The sequence below is a fragment of the Hymenobacter rubidus genome, assembly GCF_016734815.1.
Classification (GTDB): domain Bacteria; phylum Bacteroidota; class Bacteroidia; order Cytophagales; family Hymenobacteraceae; genus Hymenobacter; species Hymenobacter rubidus.
Genome location: NZ_JAERQF010000010.1, coordinates 76,646 through 102,168 on the forward strand (window position 1 = coordinate 76,646; position 25,523 = coordinate 102,168).

General features: G+C 60.0%; 15 protein-coding genes and 3 tRNA genes. 7 read left to right on the forward strand and 11 right to left on the reverse strand.

Features of this window, described 5'->3' with window-relative positions:
* The first annotated feature begins 19 nt into the window (after window positions 1-19).
* Entirely contained in the window at window positions 20-1,006 is a 987-nt protein-coding gene (locus JKL48_RS09485) for a Ppx/GppA phosphatase family protein (RefSeq protein ID WP_201981775.1), read from the forward strand.
* A gap of 141 nt (window positions 1,007-1,147) precedes the next feature.
* Here the strand turns inward: JKL48_RS09485 and JKL48_RS09490 are convergent, their stop codons facing one another.
* The 11 genes from JKL48_RS09490 to JKL48_RS09540 form a co-directional block, all read right to left on the reverse strand.
* Entirely contained in the window at window positions 1,148-2,086 is a 939-nt protein-coding gene (locus JKL48_RS09490) for an Omp28-related outer membrane protein (protein WP_201981776.1), read from the reverse strand.
* A gap of 59 nt (window positions 2,087-2,145) precedes the next feature.
* A complete protein-coding gene (locus JKL48_RS09495; protein ID WP_201981778.1) occupies window positions 2,146-3,801 on the reverse strand; it encodes a DUF6029 family protein in 1,656 nt (551 codons plus the stop codon).
* 81 nt (window positions 3,802-3,882) lie between these two features.
* Entirely contained in the window at window positions 3,883-4,467 is a 585-nt protein-coding gene (locus tag JKL48_RS09500) for a TlpA family protein disulfide reductase (RefSeq protein ID WP_201981780.1), read from the reverse strand.
* Between the two features lie 42 nt (window positions 4,468-4,509).
* The gene (locus JKL48_RS09505; protein ID WP_201981783.1) at window positions 4,510-6,561 is read right to left on the reverse strand and encodes a T9SS type A sorting domain-containing protein; all 2,052 of its coding nucleotides are present in this window, start codon (window positions 6,559-6,561) and stop codon (window positions 4,510-4,512) included.
* Window positions 6,562-7,294: 733 nt separating this feature from the next.
* Window positions 7,295-9,649, reverse strand: a complete 2,355-nt coding sequence (gene ppk1, locus JKL48_RS09510; protein ID WP_201981785.1) for a polyphosphate kinase 1 — start codon at window positions 9,647-9,649, stop codon at window positions 7,295-7,297.
* Window positions 9,650-9,704: 55 nt separating this feature from the next.
* Window positions 9,705-10,085 carry a RidA family protein gene (locus JKL48_RS09515; RefSeq protein WP_201981787.1) on the reverse strand — a complete coding sequence of 127 codons (381 nt, stop codon included), beginning with the start codon at window positions 10,083-10,085 and terminating at the stop codon, window positions 9,705-9,707.
* A gap of 124 nt (window positions 10,086-10,209) precedes the next feature.
* Complete coding sequence (gene gyrB / locus JKL48_RS09520; RefSeq protein WP_201981788.1) at window positions 10,210-12,204, reverse strand: DNA topoisomerase (ATP-hydrolyzing) subunit B; 1,995 nt, start codon at window positions 12,202-12,204, stop codon at window positions 10,210-10,212.
* A gap of 236 nt (window positions 12,205-12,440) precedes the next feature.
* Window positions 12,441-13,910 carry a T9SS type A sorting domain-containing protein gene (locus JKL48_RS09525; protein ID WP_201981789.1) on the reverse strand — a complete coding sequence of 490 codons (1,470 nt, stop codon included), beginning with the start codon at window positions 13,908-13,910 and terminating at the stop codon, window positions 12,441-12,443.
* A gap of 694 nt (window positions 13,911-14,604) precedes the next feature.
* Window positions 14,605-14,678: transfer RNA gene (locus JKL48_RS09530), tRNA-Arg, on the reverse strand.
* Between the two features lie 25 nt (window positions 14,679-14,703).
* Window positions 14,704-14,777: transfer RNA gene (locus JKL48_RS09535), tRNA-Pro, on the reverse strand.
* An 80-nt stretch (window positions 14,778-14,857) separates the two neighbouring features.
* Window positions 14,858-14,948 (reverse strand) — tRNA-Ser (locus tag JKL48_RS09540).
* A gap of 205 nt (window positions 14,949-15,153) precedes the next feature.
* Between JKL48_RS09540 and JKL48_RS09545 the strand changes: the two genes are divergently transcribed.
* The 6 genes from JKL48_RS09545 (at window position 15,154) to JKL48_RS09570 (ending at window position 25,373) form a co-directional block, all read left to right on the forward strand.
* Window positions 15,154-16,131 carry a VWA domain-containing protein gene (locus tag JKL48_RS09545; protein ID WP_201981790.1) on the forward strand — a complete coding sequence of 326 codons (978 nt, stop codon included), beginning with the start codon at window positions 15,154-15,156 and terminating at the stop codon, window positions 16,129-16,131.
* Window positions 16,128-17,135 carry a tetratricopeptide repeat protein gene (locus JKL48_RS09550; protein WP_201981791.1) on the forward strand — a complete coding sequence of 336 codons (1,008 nt, stop codon included), beginning with the start codon at window positions 16,128-16,130 and terminating at the stop codon, window positions 17,133-17,135. Before JKL48_RS09545 ends, JKL48_RS09550 begins: the two co-directional genes overlap by 4 nt.
* A 140-nt stretch (window positions 17,136-17,275) precedes the next feature.
* Window positions 17,276-18,460: an acetyl-CoA C-acyltransferase gene (locus JKL48_RS09555; RefSeq protein ID WP_201981792.1), complete on the forward strand. Its 1,185-nt coding sequence runs from the start codon at window positions 17,276-17,278 to the stop codon at window positions 18,458-18,460.
* Between the two features lie 163 nt (window positions 18,461-18,623).
* On the forward strand, window positions 18,624-20,078 hold the full coding sequence (locus JKL48_RS09560) for a toxin-antitoxin system YwqK family antitoxin (protein ID WP_201981793.1): 1,455 nt from the start codon (window positions 18,624-18,626) through the stop codon (window positions 20,076-20,078).
* A gap of 455 nt (window positions 20,079-20,533) precedes the next feature.
* Window positions 20,534-23,065 carry an outer membrane beta-barrel protein gene (locus JKL48_RS09565; protein ID WP_201981794.1) on the forward strand — a complete coding sequence of 844 codons (2,532 nt, stop codon included), beginning with the start codon at window positions 20,534-20,536 and terminating at the stop codon, window positions 23,063-23,065.
* Window positions 23,066-23,429: 364 nt separating this feature from the next.
* Window positions 23,430-25,373, forward strand: a complete 1,944-nt coding sequence (locus tag JKL48_RS09570) for a M28 family peptidase (RefSeq protein ID WP_201981795.1) — start codon at window positions 23,430-23,432, stop codon at window positions 25,371-25,373.
* Window positions 25,374-25,523 lie beyond the last annotated feature (150 nt).

Below are 25,523 nucleotides of genomic sequence, written 5' to 3' on the forward strand. Positions count from 1 at the left end.
TAAATCTGACGCATTCTGCATGAATTTTCCCCTCCGTAAACTCGCCGCCATTGATATTGGGTCCAACGCCGTACGGTGTCAGATTTCGGCGGTTTTGTATTACGAAGGGCGCTACCGGCTCAAGCGCGTAGAGTACGTGCGCTTTCCCATGCGCCTGGGCGAAGACGTGTTTGCCACCGGCGAGATTTCGCCGGCCAAAGAAGAGCAGTTCGTGAAGTTTCTGCACTCGCTCAAGCTGCTGATGGAGGTGCACAGCGTGGCCCATTACCTCGTCTGCGCCACTTCGGCCATGCGCTCGGCCGCCAACGGGGCCGCCATTGTGGCCCGCGTGCGCGAGCAGCTGGGCATGGAAATAAAAGTGATTGACGGCCAGGACGAGGCTTTTTACATCAACCGCGTCATCGAGCACGTGCTGGAAGACAAGCGCCACTACCTGCACATCGACGTGGGCGGCGGCAGCACCGAGTTCAACATCTACCACGACCGCCGCAAGGTAGCTGCGCAGTCGTTCGAAATTGGCTCCATTCGGCGCATGCAGCAGGAAGAAAGCGGCGGCGCCAGCACCGAGGCTCAGAACGAGCTGTGGGCCCGCATGGAAGCCTGGGTGCGCACCAACGCCCGGCAGTACCACGTCACGCGCGCCATCGGCACGGGCGGCAACATCAACAAGCTGTACAGCCTCACCCCCTCGGCCCCCGACCGGGCCGTGACCCGACGCACCCTCGAATCAACCCTGGCCCGCCTCGCCGGCCTGAGCATGAACGAGCGCGTGAACGTGGCCATGCTCAACCCTGACCGGGCCGACGTCATTGTGCCCGCTGGCCATATTTACCTCTCGGCCATGCAGTGGGCCAATGTTAACAACATGGTGGTGCCCGATATTGGCCTGAAAGACGGCATGCTGCAGGCTCTGTTCGAAGACTACTTCGATGAGCTAAGCCCCGACGGCACCCACCCCGCCCACTTGCCAGTGCCGGACGTGCAAAATTCACCGGCCATTGATTAGGCAGTCGAGTAGAATTACCTACGCAAAAGGCCCGTCATGCTGAGCGAAGTCGAAGCATCTCTACCGCAATAGGAAATGATTACTATTGCAGTAGAGATGCTTCGCTGCGCTCTGCATGACGGCCTTTATTATTACAGCCGGTTACAGAAACTTCGCCTGCACGGCCTGCACAATCTGGCGGGTGTCGGCATCGGCGATGTACACGATGACGGAGCACTTCCGGTCGTTCCACACGCTGGCGGCCGGCATCTGGTAGCCTACATAGTCGCCAAACTGCTGCCCGGCCGTGGGCGCCACCACCTGCTGCGTACCAAAAGTGCCCGCCAGAGCCGCCCGCAGCACGTTGTGGTGCACGTAGGTATCCACTGTTTGGTCGGGAAACTGCACCCGGTTCAGCCGGTAGTCCTTTTGGGCCCCTACCACGCTGTCTTCCACCACCATTATGCCCAGGCGCATGCTGCGGCCGGGCCGGGCCGTGAGGTACTTGGTGGCCACTTTCAGGGTGAGCAAGCGGCTGCTGCGGTTGAACAGCGGCGTGGCGCGCAGCTCCACCGTAGGCGTTTGGGCCAGTTGGGCAGTAACCACGCCCGGCCACAGCGAAAAAGTTGCCACCGGGTCGTTGTTGGCAGCCACAAAGGGACTGCGGTTCACGGCACCCTGCGGCAGGCCGCGGTTCGAGAGGTCGTACGTTTTATCCAGCTCCTGGCTCACCACCGGCACCCGAAAGTCGATGGGAAAATGCGGCAGCCGCGGCGCGGCAAAGTAATCGGTAACGTGTTCCTCGGTCACGAGCACGCGGCCGGGGTAGCGCAGGCGCAGCGAATCGGCCATGCTGGCTGCCCGGGGGCAGTTGCCGCAGTACTGGCCGGTCAGGTCCTCAATCAGCACGTGTTGCGTCAGCGCCGGGGCCGGGTGCTTGGCATCAGCCGAGTCGAGCCGGGCTTGCTGAATTGGCGTGAGGCTCGACGTTATTTTGGCCGGTTGCGGGTTGTCGATGACATCGCAGGCCGAGAGCGCGGCCATGCTGCCCAGCACCACCAAACTCGCGGAGCGCATCCAGATAAGGGTAATGTTGTTCATAACAAGTGTCGATACATAGCCGCTGGTAGTCGGCACACGGCCGGCCTCCTTACTGCTGCTTAAAAAGAACTGGTGATGCTCAGCGTAGCGCCATTGGAAGCCGGCACGTAGCGGCACACACCGCCCACGCACACAATGCCGGCCCGCTGCCGGCCGTAGCCCACGGCAATGCGCGTGGTGCCGCCAATGTAGCCCACCTGCCCCACCAGGTAATGGATTTGCTTGGTAGGGTCGTCGTTGCCATAATTGTACTGGTCGTAGGCAGTCGCAAAAAAGTGGGGCGAGTAGGTGTATTCCAGCAGCGCCGCCGCCCAGGAGCCCTGGTCGCGCTTGGTTTGCAGGGTCTGGAGCTCGCCGCGCAGGCTGTGCTTGGTCGAGAACTTGTAGGCCACGTCCACCACCCCCAGGTCGGAAGTAATGGTGCCGAAACCGGCCACGCCTTCCACTACATCTTTGTTGTACACAAAGTGCGCGTACATAGCATTCGCCTTCACCTTTTTGGAAAAGCGCCGGTGCACTTCCACGTTGAAATCGCGAAAATACGGCGTCCCTCCTACCTTAAAAAAGTCGGAAGTATAGCCCTGCCGGGTCGTTTGCTGGTCGTTGAGCGGGGTGGTGTCCAGGTTATTCACCGCCGAGTAGTTCAGGGCAATGTCGGTGCCGTAGTGGCCGCCCACCGGGCCGCTGGGCAGGTGGTAGGTCACTTCCAACTGGCCGCTTACCTCGCCCAGCGGCTGGGTAGCGTAGGGGTAAATGCTGGCCGCCAGCAGGTAGGTGTGCTGCTTGGTGAGCGCCGGCAGAAAGTTCAGCCGGTTCAGAATCCCCGTCGCATTGCGGTCGGTCCGAAAGTCGAAGTTATCGACGCGCTTCAGGCCCGCCACAATGCCAAAGCCGTTGCGGGCGTAGCTGCTGGTCACGAGCAAGGACTCGCCCTTGCGGTAAATGAAGTTGTTGGCCACCGAAGGGTCGTTGGCCCGCCGGGCATATTCGGCATTGAACACGAAGCCACCATTGCTGATGCTCAGCCGGCCAGCGCCCGCGCCCACATTCTCCGGCAAAATCAGGGCCGGGTCGTCGGCCGCCTGGTACTTGCTCACGAACGAGCCGCCCACCGTCAGGCGCGTGGCGGCCGAGTCCAGGCCCGGCAACAATTCGTTAAGGCTCACTTCGGCATCCACGCCGCGCACGGTGGCGGGGGCTTTGTCAAAGAAATAGCGCTGCTTGCCAATCAGGCCCGTGAGACGCACGCCCGGCACGGGCTGTAGCCGCACCCGCAGCCCGTCAATCGACGTGTCGATGCCGAGGTTGCGCTCCTCATAGGCCCGAAACACGAGCCCGGACCCGAACTGCTCGTAGAAATTGCCCACCGTCACGGCCAGGCGGCCGGCGTCGTAAGTAGCGTAGCGGTACGGGACGCCCTGGCCGTTGTAGCGCTGGTCGAAGCCTTGCAGCGGCGGCAGGTAGGCCTCGTAGCGCACGCCGGCCGAGAACTTGCCGGCCGTCAGAATCAGGTTGGCGAAAGTGTTGCTGCGGATGCGTTCCGGCACGGCCGGCGCACCAATGGCCGGGTCGGCCTTGTAGCTCTGCACGTCGGTCTGAAAATCGCCGTGAATCTGGGCTCCCTCGAGCCCGTTGTTGCCGCTTTGGGCGCGGGCGGCCAGCGGCAAGGCCAGCAGCGCCAGCCCTACCGGCAGCCTTCGGGTAATGGTTATCATCAATACAGACATAAAAACGCCAGTCGGAAGCGGGTAGCTGCGACTGGCGTTTTCGGTTAGAAACATGTACGTGAGCGCAAATTACTGGCTGATTTTTTCGCCTTTGGCCACTTTGTGCACCAGCTCCAGCAGGTGGTTTTCGTCGCCTTCGTTGTAGGCGTTGTGCTGCCACACAATGTTGCCGGCCCCATCGAGCAGGAACGTGTGCGGGATGTTGTTCACGTTCAGCGCCCGCTTCAGGTCCTGGTTTTGGTCGAGGTACACCGGGTAAGTCCAGCCCCGGCCTTTGGTCAATGGCCCCACTTTGGCCGCGTTGCGGGCATCGTCGATGCTGATGGCAATGAGCTGCGCGCCGGTTTCGGCCTGCAAGTCCGGAAACAATTCGTGAATATTGGTGAGCTCGGCAATGCAGGGCTTGCACCAGGTAGCCCAGAAGCTGATGATGACCGGCTTGCCCTGCCCCACGCCCGGCAGCGCCGCCGTGCTAATGGACTTGCCATCCAAGGTGCGGATGCTGACGGCGGGCAGCTTGCGGCTTTTCAGGTCGGCATCGTTGGGCGTAGCCGCCTGCGCGGGCGCCGAAGAGCCCGACTGGGCCCATGCGGCCGGTGCCAGCCCCAAGGCCAGCAAGCCCGCCAGCAGCCCGATAACGGTGGTATTTTTCATTAACGAAGGGGGAGAGGAAAAGGTACCTGGCTAGAATGGGTGCTATTCCAGGGTCAGTTTGCTGGTCCGGACGCCCTGGCTGCTGGTCAGGCGCACGGTGTAGAGGCCGGCCGCCTGATGGGTCAGGTTGAGGCTCAACTCCTGGGCACCGATGCCCAGCGCCTGCGGGGCCAGGTCCAGCACGTTGCGGCCCAGCATGTCCAGCACTTCCACGCGCACGGTTTCGGGGCGAGAAAGGTTGAGCTGCAAGGCGGTGCGGCCGGTGGTCGGGTTGGGGTACAGGCTGAAGGCCGGGCCGGTTTGGGCATTGCGAGTAGCTAACGGGTTACGCAATGTCATTTGCTCTCCCTGGTAGACTTGGTTGGTCAGCTTATCCTGCACAAAAACGACAACCCGCAAGCTATCGAAATGCTCTACTGCTTGAATGCTCGGTAACGTTGACACGTCGAATGACTGACTAAGGTTGAATACTTGGCCCGAGGCCAAAGCGGGTAGCAACGTGCCGTATTGATTGGGCATCATCTTCTTCATCACATCGTAAAAGTCCGTTTCGCCGTTGGTGCGGGCGTTGAGCACAGTGTGGCGCTCCGTGATGGCCATATGAACGACCAGCCGGCCGGCTGGTGCAGCAAAAAACGGCTTAATCTGGGCATTGGCTGTTACCAGCCGCCCGCCGGTGAGGGTATAGGTGCCTTGTACCCGCGCAAACGCTGGCTGGCTCTGAAACTGGTCCAAAATGCCCGCCGTGTATGTCTGGGAGTTACCGCTCCAGCCGCCATCCAGCATCATATAAGGAATACCCGTACCCTGATAAAAATCAAAGCGGGACCTGCCTTCTACCGTATAATAAGGGTCATTGCCTGGAGAAGGAAAATTCTGCTGATACTTGATTTCTACCTGTTTGTTGCGGTTAATAGGTTGTGTATTTATGGCTCTGGTATTAATGTTACCAAGTCGGCAATAAGGATTACATGTGCTGCTAGTAAAATCTTCCTCTACCACTTTCCGGCGCATGGTGGAGTCGGCTACCACTACTGTGGCACGCAATGTATCATTGGCCGGGTTCTGGTCAGGCTGTCCGTTCGGCAGCGACACCCAGACTTTCACCGGCAATACCCCGCCCGTACTGGGCACCCAGCGCGTAGGGTGAATGAAGGTGCCCACGTTCTGGGTTGGCACGAGGTAGTTGCTCAGCACCGCCGATACCACCGGGCCATTGGCCACGCGGTAGCTGACTGTCAGACTGGTGACATCCTGCGTGCCCTGGTTGCGAAATTCTCCCCGGACGGCAAGGTTGGCGCCGCGCAAGGCCGTAGCCGGCAGGGTCAGCGAAGCAGCCGATATATCGTAAGCCGGCTGATTACCCGGCCCAAACTCGTAGTAGACGTTATCGGCCGGTGTGGTATCGCTCAGGCTTGGGATGCTAACCGATGGAGAGGCTGGCAATTGCACGGCGGTAGTAGCATCAAGTTGGATGCCTGCCGTAAGGGATTGCGGCTGCGACGAAGAGCGCTGCCACACCAGATAAACTTTGTTGGTCGTTTCCTCAAGTACAATAGAGGCATACAGCAAGCTTCCAACAATCGGGGAGGTACCCGTGCCTGTGGGAAAGGGCAGCGTGGCGGAGTTGAACTGCACCCAATGCTGCCGGAAAGGCGCCGTCCCGAACGTTTTGCTCACCACGTAGTCTGCGTTGGCGGTCAGCAGTGTTCCCCATACACACACCGAGTTGTTGGGCACCTGCGCCGAAGGCAATGCCGTGTTCAGCGTGGGTGGTACCGCTGTAGCTGCGGTGCTGAAGGTCAAGACCCCGCTCGAAGATACTTTGTAAGTGGTAAAGCTTTGTCCATTCATTTGAAAGGCAAAGGGTAAGGTTTGCACGCCCGTCCAGACTGGCTGTGCTGCAGAAGCCGAGTCGCCGGTAGCCAGCAGGCTCCAGCCGGGTACGCCCCCGTATGCCAGTTCATTATCTTGGTTCACACTGTTAGGGTTGCGCCCCGGCGTGAGGTTGGGAATTATGTAATACTGCGCCTGGGCTAGCTGGCTGGCTATAATACCAAGCAATGTGATGGTCGCGAGGAAAACTTTTTTCATAGAATGGTTTAGTTGGGTGAGGAGAACCTATTGAGCGGTGGCATGCGGAAAATGAGCTTGGGTGATACACTTGGCCGGTCATAAAGTTAAGGTAGCGAGTTGCGTTAGTCATCATATAGTAGCTACTTTATAGCCCAGCACGTATTTTTGTTTACGTACCACCTGTTATTTACCCCCTCATCACCCGTCTATGAACAAATTCTTACTTGCCGCGGCCTTGCTGTTTGGTGCCACCACTGCCTGCCGAGCCGGCCTTTTGCAAGGCGTCACCCTTAGCGGAGCGCCGACCATCACCGTAAGAGGTGGCTACTCTCAGCCTGATTTAACAACCACGATTCAAGTCACCAATCGTTCGGGTAATACCCTGTCATTGGGTCTGCAACGTCAGATTCGTTCTGAAGTAGTAGGTTCGGAGAATAGCTTTTGCTTCGGCGTGGGCTGCTATCCGGGCAACGTCACCACTTCCCCTGCCAATGCTCCATTGGTACTAGCCAATAACGCTATTGATAGCGGCATGATATTAGACTATATACCTAATAATCAGCCCGGCATTACCACCATCCGTTATGCCGTGTACGTGCAGGGCGGGCAGGACTCTACCTACGTCACCGTTCGCTTCGATGCCTCCCAGCGCGTGCTGGCCACGGCGGCCAGCCACGCGTCGGAATCCATTCTGAGCCAGCCGTGGCCCAACCCCGCCGCGGCCGGTGCCACTGCTCAGCTCAACTACCAGCTACCCAATGGCAGCCGGGGCGCTCACCTCGTCCTCGTCTCGATGGCCGACGGGCGTCGCGTCCGTGATGTCGTCGTCCCCGTCGCCCTCGCCGAAAGCAGCATCCGTTTCGGCACCGAGGGGCTCGCAGCTGGCATCTATAGCTGCCTGCTCTTCAGCCGCGCTGATGGCCGCGACCTGCTCCTCGCGGCGCGCCGTCTGCAGGTTCAGTAGCGCCAGCAACCCTTCGGGCGTGGCGGTGGCCAGCAGCGCCTCGTCACGCTTGAAGAAGTCCTTGTGTACGTTCACGACCGGCTCGCCTGCGGCGGGCCGCTGTCGTATATAGGCCCCGTCTTCGCGCATCACGTAGCTATTCTGGTTATCCATCATGTTCATCATCAGAATGTTGATGGCTTCGCGCTTGAGCTGCGGATTCACAATCAGGAACAGGGCCTCGATGCGGCGGTCGAAGGAGCGCACCATGATGTCAGCCGAGCCGGCGTACACCTTGGCATCGCCGCCGTTGTGGAAATAAAACAGGCGGGTATGCTCCAGGTACTCGCCCACAATGCTGCGCACCTCAATGTTCTCGCTCAGCCCCGGCCGCCCCGGCCGCAGGCAGCAAATGCCGCGCACAATGAACCGGATGGGTACCCCCGCCTTGGCCGCCCGGTAAAACTCATCAATCAACTCCTTGTCTTCCAAAGAGTTCATTTTCATCACAATGCCGCTCGGCAAGCCTTTTTTGGCATACTTTACCTCTTCCCGCACCAAGTGGATGAGCTGCTGCCGCATGTCCTTGGGCGCGGTGATGAGGTATTCGTAGTCGTCGGGCTGCGAGTGCCCGGTGATGACGTTGAAGAATTCCGAAACGTCGTGCCCGTAGGTGTCGTTGGTCGTCAGCAAGCTCACGTCGGTGTAGAGTCGGGCGGTTTGCTCGTTGTAGTTGCCCGAGCCGATGTGCACGTAGCGCGTCACCTTCTCCCCTTCCTTGCGGATAATCATGAGCAGTTTGGTGTGCGTCTTGTACTTGCTCACCCCATAAATCACAAAGCAACCGGCCTTTTCCAGCCGGGCACCTTCCCGGATATTTTTTTCCTCATCGAAACGGGCCTTCACCTCGAACAGCACCGACACGTGCTTGCCGTTTTCGGCCGCCTTCAGCAGCGCAGCGCTCACGCGCGAGTCGTCGGCCAGGCGGTAGATGGTTTGCTTGATGCCCAGCACGTGCGGGTCCACAGCCGCCTGTTCCAGCAGCCGCACCATGGGTTCAATGCTGTTGTAGGGGTGGTGCAGCAGCACGTCGTGGTGTTTGAGGTATTCAAACAGGTTGTCTTCGGCGCCTTCGGGCAAGCTCAGCGGCTGCACCGAGGAAGGCGTTTTGGCCGACTTCCCCCGGAAATTGGGATGACGAACTATCTGCCACAGGCCTTTCAGGTCAATCAGCGAGTTGATAACGAATACGTTGCCGTTGTCAATATTCCACCGCTCGCGCAGCACCTGCATCAGAACCGAGGAGGCATTCGGCTCGACTTCTACGCGCACCACGCGGCCGCGCTTGCGGGTTTTCAGGCCCACCTGAATTTCCTTGATAAAGTCGTTGTCAATGTCGTCGGACTCTTCCAGCGTAAAATCGCCGTTGCGCGTAATGCGAAACAGGTCGGCCGACACAATCTCCACGTTGCGAAACAGGCGCGGCAGAAACTCGCGCACCACTTCTTCAATCGGCACAAAAATGACCTTATCCTTGCGCGTAAGCTCAAAAAACCGGGTCAGGTTCTGTGGTATTTGCACGAAGGTGAGCCGCTCCTGCCCTTTCTCGGCCTCGCCGTCGAGCCCGACCGCCAAGCCGTTACCGATGCGCGTCACCACCCCGAAGATGAGCATCTGGTTCATCATCAGCGGAAAGCCGTGGTACGAGTCGTACACCATCGGCGTGAGCAGTGGAAATACAGTGTTCTTGAAGTAGCCGTCCGCCTTCTTTACTTCCAGTTCTGTCAGGTCGCTCATTTTGAGAATGTTGAACCCATTTTTTTCAAAATTGGGTTTCAACTCATTCAGATACGTCAGGCTTTGGTCATTCACGAAGCGGTGCGCAAAGTCCAGCAGCTTGCGCCGAAACGGCAGCTCGCGCAGGCCCGAGTAGTCAATTCGCTCCTTGCCGTAGTCGAGGTAGTTGTAGAGCGACCCCACGCGAATCATAAAAAACTCGTCGAGGTTGGAGCTGGTGATGGCCAGAAACTTCAGCTTGTCAAACAACGCCCGACTAGAGTCCTGCGCCTGGTCGAGCACGCGGTAGTTGAACCGCAGCCAACTCAAATCACGGCTGATGTACTTGCTTTTGCGGATAAGGTCGGCGGATTTGAAGAGCTTCATGGCGGAATAAGGATGACAGGGCAAAATACGGGAAAACGGCCCTGTGAATAAGCAATTACGCAGAAATAATAGCAGTGGCCTCAATTTCGACCAGCAAGCGAGGGTCAATCAGCGCGCGCACTTCCACCATGGCCGTGGCCGGGCGGATTTCGCCGAACACCTCCCCGTGCGCCCGGCCCACGGCCTCCCACTGCGAAATGTCGGTGACGAAAATGCGCGTGCGCACCACGTCGCCAAACGCGGCCCCGGCGGCGCTTAGTGCCTCGCCAATTTTTTCGAGCGCCCGTTTGGTTTGGGCGTAGGCGTCGGCAGCGGGCACGGCGTCGCCGTCCTGGGCGGTGGTGCCGGCCACTTCCACCACGTTGCCCACGCGCACGGCGCGCGAGTAGCCCACAATCGGCTCCCAGAGGGCGCCGGAAGAAATCAGTTGTCGCATCGGGGTAAACGTTTGTTCAACTCTATTCTGAACGTCCTGCTGAGCTTGCCGAAGCAGGACCGTTCCACCAAAAGAACAAATAAAAAAGGCCCGCTTCGCAGCGGGCCTTTCAATGCGCGGCTGGCTACACGTCCAGCTTCGCGTACTTGGCGTTCCGTTCAATGAAGTCGCGCCGCGGGGCCACTTCGTCGCCCATCAGCATCGAGAACAGGTGGTCGGCTTCGGCGGCCGACTCCACGGTTACCTGCTTCAGGGTGCGGGTCGAAGGCTGCATGGTGGTGGTCCAGAGTTGCTCGGCGTTCATCTCGCCCAAGCCTTTGTAGCGCTGTACGTTCACGGTCTCGGGTTTGCCGCGGCCCATATCTTCTTGGGCTTGCGTGCGTTCTTCCTCGGTCCAGCAATAACGCTCCTCCTTGCCGCGCTTCACGAGGTAGAGCGGCGGCAGGGCGATGTAGATGTAGCCCCGGTCCACCAGCTCGCGCATGTAGCGGAAGAAGAAGGTCAGAATCAGCGTGCGGATGTGCGAGCCGTCGATGTCGGCGTCGGTCATGATGATGACCTTGTGGTAGCGCAGCTTGTCGAAGTTCAGCGGGCCGGTCTCGGCGCCGGTATCATCAGTCGTGAAAGCCAAGGACTTCCGCTCGTTGAAGCTCACGCCCAGCGCGGTAATCATGTTCCGGATTTCTTCGTTCTCCAAAATGCGGTGCTCCTGGGCTTTCTCCACGTTCAGGATTTTGCCCCGTAGCGGCATAATGGCCTGGAATGCCCGGTTGCGGCCCTGCTTGGCCGTGCCACCGGCCGAGTCGCCTTCCACGAGGTAGAGCTCGCAGATTTCGGGGTCCGACTCCGAGCAGTCGGCCAGCTTGCCCGGCAGGCTGTTGCTCGAGAGCACACCCTTGCGCTGCACCATGTCCTTGGCCTTGCGGGCGGCAATGCGGGCCTTGGCGGCCAGAATCACCTTCTCCATGATGCGGTTGGCCTGGTTGGGGTTCTCGTCGAGGTACTGCGTCAGGATTTCGCCCACCACCGAGTTCACGGCGCCGCTCACTTCGGAGTTGCCCAGCTTGGTTTTGGTCTGGCCCTCAAACTGCGGCTCCTGCACTTTCACCGAGATAACGGCCGTCAGGCCCTCGCGGAAGTCGTCGCCGGTGATTTCTACCTTGGCTTTTTCAAACAGCTTGTTCTTGTCGCCATACGTTTTCAACACCCGCGTCACCGCCGAGCGGAAGCCCGCCACGTGCGTGCCCCCCTCAATGGTGTTGATGTTGTTGACGTAGGAATAGACGTTTTCCTGGTACGAGGTGTTGTACTGCAGAGCCACTTCCACGGGCGTGCCGCCCTTCTCGCTTTCCACATAGATGGGCTCGGCCAGCAGCGAAGGCCGCTGTTCGCCGTCGAGGTACTGCACAAAGTCGCGCAGGCCACCGGTCGAGTAGAACTCCTCGCCCCGGAACTCACCATTCTCCAGCTTCTCGCGGCGGTCGGTGAGGGTGATACGAATGCCCTTGTTCAGGTAGGCCAGGTCGCGCAGGCGCGAGGCCACGGTGTCGTAGCGGTACTCGGTTTCGGAGAAGATGCTGGCGTCGGGCAGGAACTGCACCTCGGTGCCGTGCTCGTCGGTGTCGCCAATCTCCTTCACCGGATACTGCGGGAAGCCAATCTTGTATTCCTGCTCGTACACGTGGCCTTTGCGGCGCACGGTCACTTTCAGGTCGGTGCTCAGCGCGTTCACACAGCTCACGCCCACGCCGTGCAGGCCGCCGGAAACTTTGTAGGAGCCCTTGTCGAACTTGCCGCCGGCGTGCAGCACCGTGAGTACCACCTCCAGGGCCGACTTGCCTTCCTTGGCGTGCCAGTCCACCGGAATGCCGCGGCCGTTGTCGCGCACGGTGATGGAGTTGTTCTCGTTGATGGTGACGTTAATCAGGTCGCAGTGCCCGGCGAGGGCTTCGTCAATCGAGTTATCGACCACTTCCCACACCAAATGGTGCAGGCCTTTAAGGCCGGTGTCGCCGATGTACATGCTGGGCCGCTTGCGCACGGCCTCCAATCCTTCGAGTACTTGAATGCTGTCAGCGGTATAATCCGGCTGCGGGATTTTTTCGGTTGTTTCGCTCATGAAGGCGGGGTTAAATCAGGTCATTAAACAGCCCATCGGGCTGCTAGGTACTGAACACTCAAAAGTACTCATTTAATCCCATTTTTGCGCGTTTTTACGGTTTTTATCCCAGTATCTTTTCATTTTTCATCTCTCCGAATTTTTGTTTACAAATCCGCATAAGCTGCAAAAAAAAGGACAAAAAAAAGGGCCTTTCCTCAGCAGGAAAGGCCCTTTTTCGCAAATTGGAAATGCGCTTACTCGATTACCACTTTTTGGGTAGCAATGCCGTTGTCGGTACGGATTTGCAGGGTGTAGATGCCGGTTTTCTCACCGCTGAGGTCCAAGTTGAATTTCTTGGCACCAACGGTTGTCGCGTTAAGCACCTGCGACTTCACCTGACGGCCAAGGGCGTCGGTCACGGTGAGTTGGGCACCTGCTTTCAACGATGACCCCAGGTCGACGGTGAATATGCCCGAAGCGCTGGGATTGGGGTACACGCCCAGTTCGCTTTGCAAAGCCACATCCCGCGTGGTAGAGGTGATAACCCGGTTGGACTGATAGACGCCACCCGCGCCCTGGCCGTCGGTAAACGAACCGGCATAGCCTACTGCGCCAGTGCCGCTGGCAATCAAATCAAGGGTAAGGAAAATTTGGTTGTTAGCCAATGCATTGATGTTGGTGATGTTTCTCCAGTTGATGCCATCGGTGCTGTATGAGCTACCAAAGTCCGCAATGACGCTGGGCGATGCCCGCGGGAAACGAACCCCGACACTGTAGTAAGCGCCGTTGACGCCGTCGATGTCGGTACGGTAGAAGCTGCCGGCAGCACTGTTGACGGGCGTAATTGGCGACCAAGTTGCACCACCATTAGAGGTGCTAATCATGTGAATGGCAGTCACCGCTCCGGTGGTAGCGTCGACGTCGTAATTGTAAGCAATGCCATTGCTTGCATCCTTGAAGGCAAGGCGGTGCACGCTGCCAAGCAAAGCGGTAACCGGGCTGGCAGTCCAGGTAACCCCCTTATCGGTAGACTTGAAAATGCGCACCGGGTCGGTTGCTTGCGACGAGGCACCCGCAAACCAGATGGTGTTGCCTTGGGCAAAAAACGAACGCACCAAGCCATACTCGCGTGTGTTCAGCACCGGGGGAATGTTGGCCTGGGGCACACGCGTCCAGCTGACGCCGCCGTTCGAAGTGGTATAGATTTCGAAATAGCCCAGGGTGGGGTCGCCCACAGCCACCCCGTCGAGGGAATTGAACATGTGCACGAAGTCGAGGAAACTGCTGCTGTTCGCAAACGTCAGGACTTTGGTCCAGCTAGCGCCCGCGTTGGTGGTGCGCAATATTTCGCCACCACCATTGGCGCCATAGTTACCCGCAATGGCTGTGGTAGCCGAAACACCCACGGGAGCAATGTTGGCCGTTTCGTAGGCTTGGTTTCCGGTAGGGGCCGAAATCGGGCCGAAATCGAACTGGGTTCCAGCCGCGTTATTGGTTACCAAGTAAGTGTTGGCCGGCGTGTTGGTAGTAGCCGAATACTCTTCCGTCAAAGCCCAGCAGATGGTGGGTGAGGCAGTAGCTATGTTAACTACGTCATAGCCAGGTGCAAACGTACCGTAGCCGACAGTATTTACTTGCGTCCAAGGACCCATAACAATTGGGGTTTGTGCACGGGCACTGGCCGCGAAGCCCAGTAAGCCCATAAAAAGTAGTGTTTTTTTCATGGCAACAAAAAAGTGATAAGGTGGTGAGGGGAATGATTTACGAATGCAGTACAGACGAGCGCATTTTGTACAATGCAAAGAACAAAAAGCGGTATGGAATGAAAAACCGCTTTTCGGACGACAAGATATGGACCTTGGCCGGTTATCGCAAAAACAACGGGATGGAGCGGGCTAGGGTTTTGGACAGAATCATGGAGGAGCCGCTAGCGGCTCTTCACAATCTGACCTTGGATAAGCAGCGACAATCCCACGCCTGATGATGCACTGGCCAAGCGTCTGCCCGAACCGGGAAAGGCACCGCCTTTATTGTCACTAAATTTCCGCGTTTTTAACAGCGCCTGGTTCTGCATATTGAAATAAAAAATGCGCCACAAACAGGGCTCCTGGCAAATAAACTGAAGCTGCGGCGCAAGTTACCCTGCGTTTTTTCCATTGCATAGGAAGTTGGATACGAACATCGACAGGGGCGCTCAAACCATCGACGGGGACCGTAAATGGAGACGCTTAAAAATTTCACTTATCCCCAATACTGGCTCTAAGTACGGGCTGTATGCCACCTACCGGTACCAGCAAGGCCACGTGCTTATCTACTTCTTTTCAGGCATCAAATTTGAACAAGCATGGGATTTAGTTGATTGAACCATGGGCGCAACGCACAAAAAAAGCCTCTCACGGACGGTGAGAGGCTTTTTAGTGGCCCCGTTTGGATTCGAACCAAAGACCGACTACTTAGAAGGTAGTTGCTCTATCCAGCTGAGCTACGGGGTCGAAACCGGGGCTGGAAAAACTTATGTCGGGGTGGCAGGATTCGAACCTACGACCTCCTGGTCCCAAACCAGGCGCGATACCGGGCTACGCTACACCCCGAGGGAAAAAAATAATGCTGGGCCTAGAAAACTGCCTACTGGGTGGAGCCCCAATGGGAAACTTTCGCAACCCAACATTATTGGTGGAGAAGGGGGGATTCGAACCCCCGGTAACCTTTAGAGCTACGGCAGTTTAGCAAACTACTGGTTTCAGCCACTCACCCACTTCTCCGGCTGGTTACGCTTCCGTCCGAAGCGGGTGCAAATATACAGGCCGAATCGAAAAGGCCAACCTTTGGCAAAAAATTTATCTTTGCTAGCAGCCGGCACCGCTGCGGAGGTGGAGCGCAAGCCAGGCTGCGCCCGGCGTCGCAAGAGGGTGCATGGTTCGGTACTTGGCAAATGGTGGTATTATTGACGGTCTTTTTCCTTCGCACTTGCTAACCTGGGCGTACCCGTATTTTCTAGCCGTTGGGCTGGCACTGGCCGCGGCGCTGGTGCTGCTGCGCCGGCACTGGCAGCGGAGCACGCGCCTAGGCCGGGCGCTGGGCACCCGGCCCCGAAACCGCGGCTGGAAGCTGTTGCTGCGCCTGCTGGCCGCCGTGCTGCTGGGCAGTGCGGCGCTGGGCCCTTCGCTGGGCGTAAGCCAGCGTCCGGTGCGCACAGCGGGCAAGGATGTGTGGCTGCTGGTGGACGTGTCGCGGTCGATGGATGCGCCCGACGTGGCCCCTACCCGCCTGCTGCGTGCCCAGGCCGAACTTCAGGAGCTGGTGGCCCAGTTTCCGGCCGACCGGATGGGGCTGGTGGTGTTCGGGGCCGAAGCCATGGTGCAATGCCCGCTTACCTACGACCAAGCCGCGGTTCAAACCTTTGTCAGCACCATGCGCACGGGCTTGCTCCCCCCCGGCCCCACCACCCTGCGGGCGCCGCTTGACTTGGTGCTGCCGCGCTTGGTGCCAGCCGAGGGCGCCGCCAGCGCAACGCCCCGGGCAACGGCCCTGGTGGTGGTGAGCGACGGCGAAGACTTTGGTGAAAACCTGGAGCCGGTGCTGCGCGCGTTGGGCCGCACCGGCGCACGGGTGTACACGGTGGGCGTGGGCACAGCGGCCGGCACAAAAATCCCTAAAACCGGCGGCGGGTTTGTGGTAGACGGCCGGGGAAAGCCGGCGCAAAGCCGCCTGCGCGAAGCACCCCTGCTACAATTGGCCGCCCAAACAGGTGGGCAGTACGTGGAGCTGAATAATCAGCAAAACGGCTTTGGCACGCTATTGCGCGGCTTGCGGGCCATGCAGGGCGCCGTGGAGCAGGTGCGCACCGTGGCCGTGGCCGACAACCGCTACCGCTACCCACTGGCCGTGGCGCTGCTGCTGCTGGCGCTGGATGTTGCCCTTACCATTCCAATCCTTCGCCCATGAAATACCTGGCGCTGCTGCTGGTTCTAAGCGGTTCGGGCTGGCATTGGCTTGCCCATGTGCGCGACCGGAACGCCGCGGTGGCCGCCGGCACGGCCGCCTACGCCCGCGGCGACGCAGCCCGCGCCGCAACGGCCTTTGCCGAGGCACTGGCGGCGAAAGCACGCCGCCAACCCGACCCGCGCCTGCTGCTCAACCTGGCCCACGCCCAGGCCCGGTCGGGAAGGCAGGCGGCGGCTTATGCCAACTACGGCCGTCTGCTGACCACCAACGCCCCGGCGGCGTTGAGCAGCATTGCCCGGCAGCAACTGGCGGTGCTGGCGGCCCAACGGGGGGAAATAGCCCAAGCGGCGGGGCTGCTGCGGCAGGCGTTGGTGCTTGACCCTGGCAACGCCGGGGCACGTTTTGATTATGAAGTATTGAGCGACTACCTGGCCAAGCGTCCAAACAGTCCGCAGATTGCGCCGCCGCCGCCAGGCACGGACGCTGATACGCCGAAGCCGGCCCCCGAAAAAAACGATGCCGACAAGGCCCAGGCCGGGACGAAGGAAGGCACGGACCATCAGGACGAAACCAATGATTCGAAGGCCGCTCCGGCTGCTCCCACCACGCCGCCCGCCCGCCGCCCCGACGCCATGGAACAGCCCGATGACCAGCGTCCCTCTTCCGGCTCGGGCAACGCTGCCAAGGGCGGCCGACAACCCGGCGCAGGCACACCCCAACCCCTGGCCAGCGGGGAGCAACCCGGCACCCAGCGGGGCCTGGACCGCAGCAGTTCTGCGCCGGCCTCCCCAGCCGGCGGGCGCAGCAACCGCCCCGGTACCGAGGATGCTACTCCTACCGACGTCCAGCTCCAAACTCAGCGCGAGCGCCTGCAAGCCATGAACTTGAGTCCTGCGCAGGCCCGCCAGCTATTGGAAACCCTCCGCGCCCAGGAGCAGCAGTACCTGCAACAGCTGGCGCGGCCCGCAGCTGAAAAACCCGACCCCACCAAGCCTACTTGGTAATTCATAAGCAGATACCGGGCTTGGTGAGCAAGCAACCAACTTGGGCTAACACCTGTTAGGCTGACTCTGCGTTCGGGGACGGTAAATCCGTACTTTTGCGGCCAGATTCAACCTCCCACCCCACTTCATTTTACATCGGTATGCAAACCAAAGAAGTTGTCATTATTTCCGCTGTCCGCACACCCATTGGGTCTTTTGGCGGGGCGCTGGCCTCGTTATCGGCCACGGAGCTGGGCGCCATTGCGTTGAAAGGAGCCCTGGAAAAGGCCGGCGTTGCGCCCTCGGAAGTCGAGCAGGTAATTATGGGCAACGTGATTTCGGCCAACCTGGGCCAGGCACCGGCTCGTCAGGCTGCTAAAAAAGCCGGCCTGCCCGATACGGTGGAATGCACGACCGTTAATAAAGTGTGCGCTTCGGGCTCGAAGGCCATCATGTATGCCGCCCAGGCCATCATGCTGGGGCAGGCCGATGTGATTCTGGCCGGTGGCATGGAAAGCATGAGCAATGTGCCTTATTACCTTGACAAGGCCCGTTTTGGCGCCAAGTACGGCCACGGACAAATGATTGACGGCCTTGTACGCGACGGCTTGTGGGACCCCTACCACGACTACGCCATGGGCAACGCGGCCGAGAACACGGCCAAGGAAATGGGCATCACCCGCGAGCAGCAGGACGCTTTTGCCATCGAGAGCTACACGCGCAGCGCTGCCGCCGCCAAGGCCGGCAAGAAGAAGGACGAGATTGTGCCCGTCACCATCGAGAGCCGCGGCAAAACCACCGTCATCGAAGACGACGAGGAATACTTGAAGGTGGACTTCGCCAAAGTGCCCGGCCTGAAGCCGGCCTTCATCAAAGAAGGCGGCACCGTGACGGCCGCCAACGCCTCCACCCTGAACGACGGGGCTGCTGCCGTGCTGCTGATGAGCCGCGAGAAAGCCGACGCGCTGGGCCTCACGCCCATTGGCCGCATCCTGGGCTTTGCCGATGCCGAGCAGGCACCGGAGTGGTTCACCACTTCGCCCTCGCTGGCTATTCCGAAGGCCTTGAAAAACGCCGGCAAAACCGCTGCCGACGTGGATTTCTACGAAATCAACGAAGCTTTCTCGGTGGTGAGCCTGGCCAACAACAAGCTGCTGAACCTGGAAGGCGACAAAGTGAACAAGTACGGCGGGGCGGTGAGCCTGGGCCACCCGCTGGGTGCTTCCGGTGCGCGCATCGTGACCACGCTGATGAACGTGCTCAAGAACGAGGGCGGTAAAATCGGCGTGACGGGCATTTGCAACGGCGGCGGCGGTGCCAGCGCCATTGTGGTGGAGGCGCTGTAGAGCGCTTCTTTTACTGGGATGAACGTCATGCTTAGCGGAGTCGAAGCATGACCTTACTTATTCAAGCCCCGCCAATTTCTTGGCGGGGCTTCCTTTTTTGGCCCGAATTTTAAGAGCTACTCGTTCACTGCACGGAAATAGCTTTTCCTGCGTTCTTGCGCCTATGAAATACCTATTGCCTTTTCTCTTTTTGCTGGTGGTTCTGCCTTCGCATGGACAACGACTGAAGCGCTTTATATCTTACTACGACTCGCTCAAGACGAATAAACGGGAAGTTTACACGGCCTTGGTAGCGGCCGATACTGTGCCACAGGGCACCTACAAGCGGTTTTACCGCAATGGAAAGCTGGAGCAGCAAACGAGCTTTAACCAGGGCAAGCGCGACTCGGCCTACGTGGAGTTTCACCCCACGGGCACGCGGCGGCTGGAGGCTACTTATAAGGACGGCATCCGCCAGGGTCCTTTCAAAACCTACTACGACGATGGGAAAGTGGCCCAGGCCGGCTTCTTCGAAGACGATGTGCCCAACGGCGAAATCACCTACTACCACCCCGATGGCTCGGTGAAGCTGCGCACAACGCTCACCAAGGGCCAGCCCAACGGGCCCTTGAAGTCATTATACCCGGACGGCAAGACGCAGGCCGAAATCACCTACGTGGACGGCCAGCCCAACGGGGCCGTGAAATTCTACTACCCCAACGGCGTGGTGCAGAGCGAGGGCAGCTTCACGAAAGGGCTGCTGTCGGGTCCTTACAAAACGTATTACCCCAATAGCCAGATTGAGGTGGAAGTGCTGGCCGATAAAAACGGCCGCGGCCGCTACCGCAGCTACTACCAAAGCGGCAAGCTTCAAACGGAAAGCACTTACGTGCCCGCCCCGCTGGTGCAACGCACGGTGCGCAACCCCCTGGGCGACGACCTAACCAAACGCGCCGCTCCGGTGAGCGGCACGGCCAACCTCGACGGCCCCGCTACCAGCTACTACGAGAGCGGGCAGGTGAAAACCAAGCTTACTTATAAGAACGGCATCCTGACGGGCCACGGCCTGGAGTACTTCGAAAACGGTCATCTGCGCGAGGAAACCGACTACGGCAACGGCGGCAAGGACCGCAAAATCACCCGTTACCACGACGTGGCCGGGCAGGTGAAGCAGGCCGAAGAGCAATATAAGAACAACCGCCCGGCCGGTACCTGGCGTGAGTTTTACCCCGATGGGAAAACGCCTCGCAAGGTGGAAACCTACGGCCCCCAGGGCAAGCTGGTGGGCGAGCGCCTCACCTACTTCGAAAACGGCGAAGTGCAGAGCCGACAGCCGTACCTAAACGGCTTCATGGCCGGTGTTGGGCAGGAATATTTCCCCTCGGGCAAGGTGCGCAAGGAAACTACCTACGTGCGCAGCATGATTCAGGGGCCGTTTAAGGAATACCGCGAGGATGGTACGCTGGCCGTGAATGGGCTGTACCGCAACAGCAAGCAAAGCGGCGTGTGGACTTACTACAAGGAAGACGGCAAAACCGTGGACCGCACCGTGACCTACCGCAACGGACAGCAAGTGCTCGACCCCGTGCACCAGTCCAAGCCGAAACTCAAGCCCAAGGCTCCGGTGAAGAAGCGGTAGTGTTCAAGTTAGCCTCCACAAGCGAAAGCCCTGGCCACAAGGTCAGGGCTTTTTTGCGATTGAGTAAAATTTTCAGGCCTCGGGCAACCCTCCTAGAGGGCTATGCATCTATTGACTGAATGCCACGCTCAGCCATCAATCTGTTTCGAGGAACTATCGGCCGCTTCCGGCCATAAAATTTTCCTGCTGTAAATCAAGGGTTAATGAATTCAAAAGCCAAGCTTAAAGCAAAATATTTGTAACAGTACCTTGCGTTGCAAAGTACCTGCTTTACATTTGTTCCATACAACACCAAGTAGCTGCCGTCAGCGCGTACTAAAGACGGCCCGCTACCGCCCCAAACCTCCCACTCACCGGGAAAAACGGGCGACTGAGCTACTCACCTCCGCAGCGGAACCGCGGCCGCTGCCCGACCTGAGTAGCCGCATCGCCCTCCCACACCTCCCTTCTGCACCATGAAAACCTTTTTCACAACCGCTTCCATTTCCCGCGTTGGCCGCGCCTTGCTCGGCCTTGCTATTGCCGCGCTAGCCATGCCATTGGCCGCGGCAGCCCAAACCGGCGGCCCCGGCGCCGTGAGCGGCAGCCTGGTGGAAGCCGGGACAGGCAAGGCAGTGCCATTTTCGGATGTACTGCTGCTGCGCGCCGCCGACTCCACGTTTGTAGCCGTGGCCCAAACAACGGAGCAAGGCACATTTAAGGCAACGGCCCTGCCGCTGGGCACCTACTTGCTGCGGGTGCAGGACTTGAACTACCAGCCCCTGCGCCGCCGCTTCACGCTCACGACCGACGCACCGACCATGCAGTTTGGGGGCTTGAAACTTGCAACCGCCACGGCCACCAAGCTCAACGAAGTGGTGGTGACCGGCCAGAAAGCCGCCGTGGTAGAAGAGTTAGGCAAGCGCGTGATTAACGTGGAAAAAGACCTGGCCAGCGTGGGCGGCACGGCGGCCAACGTGCTGCAAAACGTGCCCTCGGTGAGCGTGGACGTGAACGGCACCGTGAGCATGCGCGGCACTTCTAACGTCACCATTCTCATCGACGGCAAGCCTGCCGGCGTGAGCAACGGCGGCACCGGCGGCCAGCGTCTCGACCAGATTCCGGCCTCGCGCATTGCCCAGGTGGAGGTGATTACCAACCCCTCGGCCAAGTACGACGCGGCCGGCGGTGGCGGGGTTATCAACCTGATTACCAAAAAAGAAACCCGCACCGGCACCAATGGCACGGCGTCCATCAACCTGGGCACCCACGACAAATTCAGCGGCAACCTGAGCCTGAGCCGCAAGGTGGGCAAAGCTACCTGGAGCGGCGGATACGATGGCCGCGACGTGACCTACAGCAGCAAAGGCCACTCGGAGCAAACGGCGCTGCTGGGCTCCGAAACGATACGCACCACCCAGGTAGGCGCCGGCAGCGAAGGCCACCGCAACCACAACGTGCGGGTGGGCGTGGAGCTGGAACTGCCCAAGAGCCAGACGCTGAGCCTGAACGTGAGCCCCGGCACCGAGCGCAACCTCGAAAGCGAAGGCCAGGAGTTGACCCAGCAAACCAACAACGGCCCGGTGCAGCGCGCCCGTGGGCGTCAGGACCTCGACGTGCAGGTGAAGCTCCTGAACTACAACGGCAACTACCGCCGCACCTGGGCCGAGCACAAAGGCCGCGAGCTGACGGCCAACTTCGGCGGCGTGGTGATTGACGCCAACGTGCCGGTGGTGCAGCGCCAGTACGCCGAGGCCGGCTCGACGGGCGTGCCGCAGCCCGGCACCCGGCAGCAGCTCGACTTGCTGGGCAATATCCAGTTCGGGCAGGTGGACTACACCCACCCCACGGCCGGTGGCAAAGGCCGCCTGGAAATGGGCGCCAAGATTGAGCACCAGGGCAACCACGGCAGCAACAGCTTTGGCTTTGCCGCCAACGAAAGCCGGCCCGACGACTTCGTGAACGACCCCGCCCGCTCGCTCACCTACACATCCAACCAACTGGTGCCCGCCGCTTACTTCACCGCCCAGCACGCCCTCGGCCCGAAGTGGAACGCCCAGGCCGGCCTGCGCACCGAATACACCTACCTGAGCGGCAGCATCGAGGGCGGCGTGGGCATTGCCCAGCGCGGCAGCCTGGCCCAGGACTACCTCAGCTTTTTCCCCTCGGCTCTCATCAGCCGCGACTTTGGCAAGGAGCCCGGCCAGAACCGACTGCAGCTGAGCTACGCCCGCCGCCTCAACCGGCCCAACTTCATGCAGCAACTGCCGCTGGCCATTTACCAAGACCCGCGCAGCTACCGCCTCGGCAACCCCCGCCTGCAGGCCGAATTCAGCAACAACATCGAGCTGGGCCACCAGCTGACCGTGGGCCAGGCCACCATCACCAGCACCGTGTTTGCCCGCATCACCACCAACTCCATCCAGCGCCTGCGCTTCGTGGACACCGTGGCTACCCGCCTCGCCGGCAACGCCGGCCTGGTGATGGCCGAAACCTACGACAACTTCGGCACCACCACCAACCTCGGCGCCGAGCTGAGCCTCAACCAGCCGCTGGCCAAGTGGTGGCGCCTGACGGCCAGCACCAGCCTCTACCGCGCCCAGATTGCCGGCAACGGCATTGCCAACAACCGCACGGCCCTGGTAGGCACGGCCCGCCTTTCCAATAATTTCACCCTCCGCCCCACTCTGGAAATGCAGCTGAGCGGCAACGTGCGCTCGGCATCTGTCACGGCGCAGGGCCGGCAACTGGGCTGGGGCCAGCTAGACCTGGCCCTGCGCCAGCGCCTATTTTCCGACCGCGCCGCCCTCACCCTGCGCGTATCGGATTTCCTGAATACCAACTCTTACCGCAGCGAAGTAGCCACCGACGTGCTCAGCAGCACCCGCTACGCCAAAGACGAAACCCGCGTGGGCTGGCTGGGCTTCACTTGGTACATCGGCGCCAGCAAGGCCAAGCCGGGCCGCATCGAGGCCGCGCCCCAGGGCGGTGGTGGCTTCGGCGGCTGAGTTGCCCCGCTTCTGAAACCACCCCCTGCTTTTCTCTCCTTCTTTCTGCAAAAAGCCCCGTCGTCGGTTTGGTCCGGCGGCGGGGCTTTGCGCTTTTAGAACGATGCGGCGACGGAACTGGCCATCGCCCGGCTATTTGCGCATTTCAACGATTTCGTTCAACGTTTGGGCGGGGTCAGCCCTTACGTCGCACAGCTGAAAACCAAATAGAACCCTTGTAATGCAAGAAATAACGGTGCGATTTAGAACCCGATTCCAGGCAGCGGCGCGAGTGCGGCCAAAGGCTTAGCTTCGCTGCTGGACTCGAAATTGTCTGTTTCACACCTCCTTCCTGCACGCCTTTTCTCCATTCTTTCTGACTTTCATGTCAAAACAACTCCCCCTGACCGTTGCGCTTCTACTGGCGGCCGGCACCGCTTCGGCCCAATCGGGTAAGGTGAAAGTCAAGACCAAGCCGGGCCGCAACCAAGAAGCCGCCGCTGCTCCCGCACCGGCCGCCGCGCCCGCTGACTGGTCAGTTACCTATGCCAACAGCATCACGCCCGCCGGCCTCAAAGCCGACCTCGACGTGCTGGCTTCAGATGCCTACGAGGGCCGCGAAACCGGCAAAAAAGGCCAGAAAATGGCCGCCGACTACATTGCCAAAGCCTTCGCCGCCGACGGACTGACCGGCCCCGTACAGGGCTCCGACAACCCTTACCTGCAGCACTTCGATATGATTCGGACGACCTTGGACGGCCCGGCCAGTGTGCTAAAAGTGGGTTCCAAGACCTATCAGGGCAGCAAGGACTTTTACGCCACAGTCAACGAGACGTTTGCGGCACCGCTTACTCTGAAGCCGGTGTTTGTGGGCTACGGCATTAAGGAAGAAAAGTATTCGGACTTTATTGCTGCCGCCGACTACCAAGGCAAAGACTTGGTGTTCCTGCTGGGCGAGCCCCTGAACGCGAAGGGCCAGTCGCTGGTGAGCGCCGACGGCAAACCCAGCCCCTACGCCACCGCCGACCTGGCGGGCCTGTACGCCCGACAAGGCGCGATGGTCCCCCTTGGGGCTAGTTCCATCACGGTGATTATGCCGACGGCGGCATCCTTGGCGGCCGCGCCCAAGGTGTTTACCGACATACTGGGCCGTGTGCAGCTCTCGTTTGTGGGCGCCAAAAAGCGGCAGGGCGGGCTGAACATGTTCTTTGTTTCGCCCGAGCTGGGCGCTAAGCTATTGGGTACTACCCCGGCCGGCCTCGATAAGTACCGCCAGAGCGTGGCCCAGGCAGGCAAACCGGTTGCTCCTTCCTTCCAGCCCGTGCCAGTCGAGGCAACGGCCGTACTGCGTAACGAGCCCTTCACCACCGAAAACGTGCTGGGCTACCTCGAAGGCACCGACAAAAAAGATGAAGTCGTGGTAGTATCGGCCCACTACGACCACCTGGGCATCAAGGACGGCGAAGTATTCAACGGGGCCGACGACGACGGCTCGGGCACGGTGAGCGTGCTGGCCATGGCCCGCGCCTTTTCGCAGGCCAAAAAGGACGGGCACGGCCCGCGCCGCAGCATCCTGTTCCTGGCCAATACCGGCGAGGAAGAAGGCCTGCTGGGCTCGCAGTACTACACCGACCACCCCGTGTTCCCGCTCGAGAAAACGGTGACCGACCTCAACATCGACATGGTGGGCCGCGTCGACAGCCTGCACCAGGGCAAAGGCGACTACCTCTACCTGGTGGGCGCTGACCGCCTCAGCACCGAGCTCAATACCCTGAGCGAGAGCACCAACCAGCAGTACAACCCGCTGGCCTTCGACTACAAGTTCAACGACCCCAACGACCCCGAGCGAATCTATTATCGCTCCGACCACTACAACTTCGCCAAGCACAACATCCCGATTATCTTCTACACCAGCGGTCTGCACCCGCAGTACCACAAGGCCACCGATGACATCGAGTTCATCGATTTCCCGGCCATGGCCCGGCGCGACCAGCTCATCTTCCACACGGCCTGGACCCTGGCCGAGCGCGACACCCGCGTGGCCCTGAAGCCCGAGTTTGTGAAGACCGGCTTCGTGCCCGCCCCCGCCGACCTCGACCGCTACGCCGGCACCTACGGCAGCGCCCAAGTGCCGCTCAAAATCACCTTCACCCGCGAGGGCAGCGTGCTTAAGGCCCAGGCCACCGGCCAGCCCGCCTTCTCCCTCGAAGCCGTGAGCCTGGGCGTGTTCAAGTTCGACCCGGCCCAGCTGCGCGTGGATTTTTCGGCCGACCAGCCCACCTTCAAGCTGAAGCAGGGAGGTGCGGAGCTGGAGTTTAAGAAGGAGTAGCCCGTTTTTTTGGAGCAAGCCCCGTCGTTGGTTCGTCCGGCGGCGGGGCTTGGTGCTTAGGAAGGCGTGCTTATTGTAATGAAGCTACCTTTCTGACTATCCAGACAAAAAAATAAAACCATCTTATCTAATGAGAAGGATATATCGGAA

What these genes read in the sequence shown, in the direction of transcription:
- JKL48_RS09565 (WP_201981794.1), top strand. Translation starts at nt 20,534, where the DNA reads ATGAAAACCTTTTTCACAACCGCTTCCATTTCCCGCGTTGGCCGCGCC.
- JKL48_RS09555 (WP_201981792.1), top strand. Translation starts at nt 17,276, where the DNA reads ATGCAAACCAAAGAAGTTGTCATTATTTCCGCTGTCCGCACACCCATT.
- JKL48_RS09550 (WP_201981791.1), top strand. Translation starts at nt 16,128, where the DNA reads ATGAAATACCTGGCGCTGCTGCTGGTTCTAAGCGGTTCGGGCTGGCAT.
- ppk1 (WP_201981785.1), bottom strand. Translation starts at nt 9,649, where the DNA reads ATGAAGCTCTTCAAATCCGCCGACCTTATCCGCAAAAGCAAGTACATC.
- gyrB (WP_201981788.1), bottom strand. Translation starts at nt 12,204, where the DNA reads ATGAGCGAAACAACCGAAAAAATCCCGCAGCCGGATTATACCGCTGAC.
- JKL48_RS09485 (WP_201981775.1), top strand. Translation starts at nt 20, where the DNA reads ATGAATTTTCCCCTCCGTAAACTCGCCGCCATTGATATTGGGTCCAAC.
- JKL48_RS09525 (WP_201981789.1), bottom strand. Translation starts at nt 13,910, where the DNA reads ATGAAAAAAACACTACTTTTTATGGGCTTACTGGGCTTCGCGGCCAGT.
- JKL48_RS09500 (WP_201981780.1), bottom strand. Translation starts at nt 4,467, where the DNA reads ATGAAAAATACCACCGTTATCGGGCTGCTGGCGGGCTTGCTGGCCTTG.
- JKL48_RS09570 (WP_201981795.1), top strand. Translation starts at nt 23,430, where the DNA reads ATGTCAAAACAACTCCCCCTGACCGTTGCGCTTCTACTGGCGGCCGGC.
- JKL48_RS09515 (WP_201981787.1), bottom strand. Translation starts at nt 10,085, where the DNA reads ATGCGACAACTGATTTCTTCCGGCGCCCTCTGGGAGCCGATTGTGGGC.
- JKL48_RS09495 (WP_201981778.1), bottom strand. Translation starts at nt 3,801, where the DNA reads ATGATAACCATTACCCGAAGGCTGCCGGTAGGGCTGGCGCTGCTGGCC.
- JKL48_RS09490 (WP_201981776.1), bottom strand. Translation starts at nt 2,086, where the DNA reads ATGAACAACATTACCCTTATCTGGATGCGCTCCGCGAGTTTGGTGGTG.
- JKL48_RS09560 (WP_201981793.1), top strand. Translation starts at nt 18,624, where the DNA reads ATGAAATACCTATTGCCTTTTCTCTTTTTGCTGGTGGTTCTGCCTTCG.
- JKL48_RS09505 (WP_201981783.1), bottom strand. Translation starts at nt 6,561, where the DNA reads ATGAAAAAAGTTTTCCTCGCGACCATCACATTGCTTGGTATTATAGCC.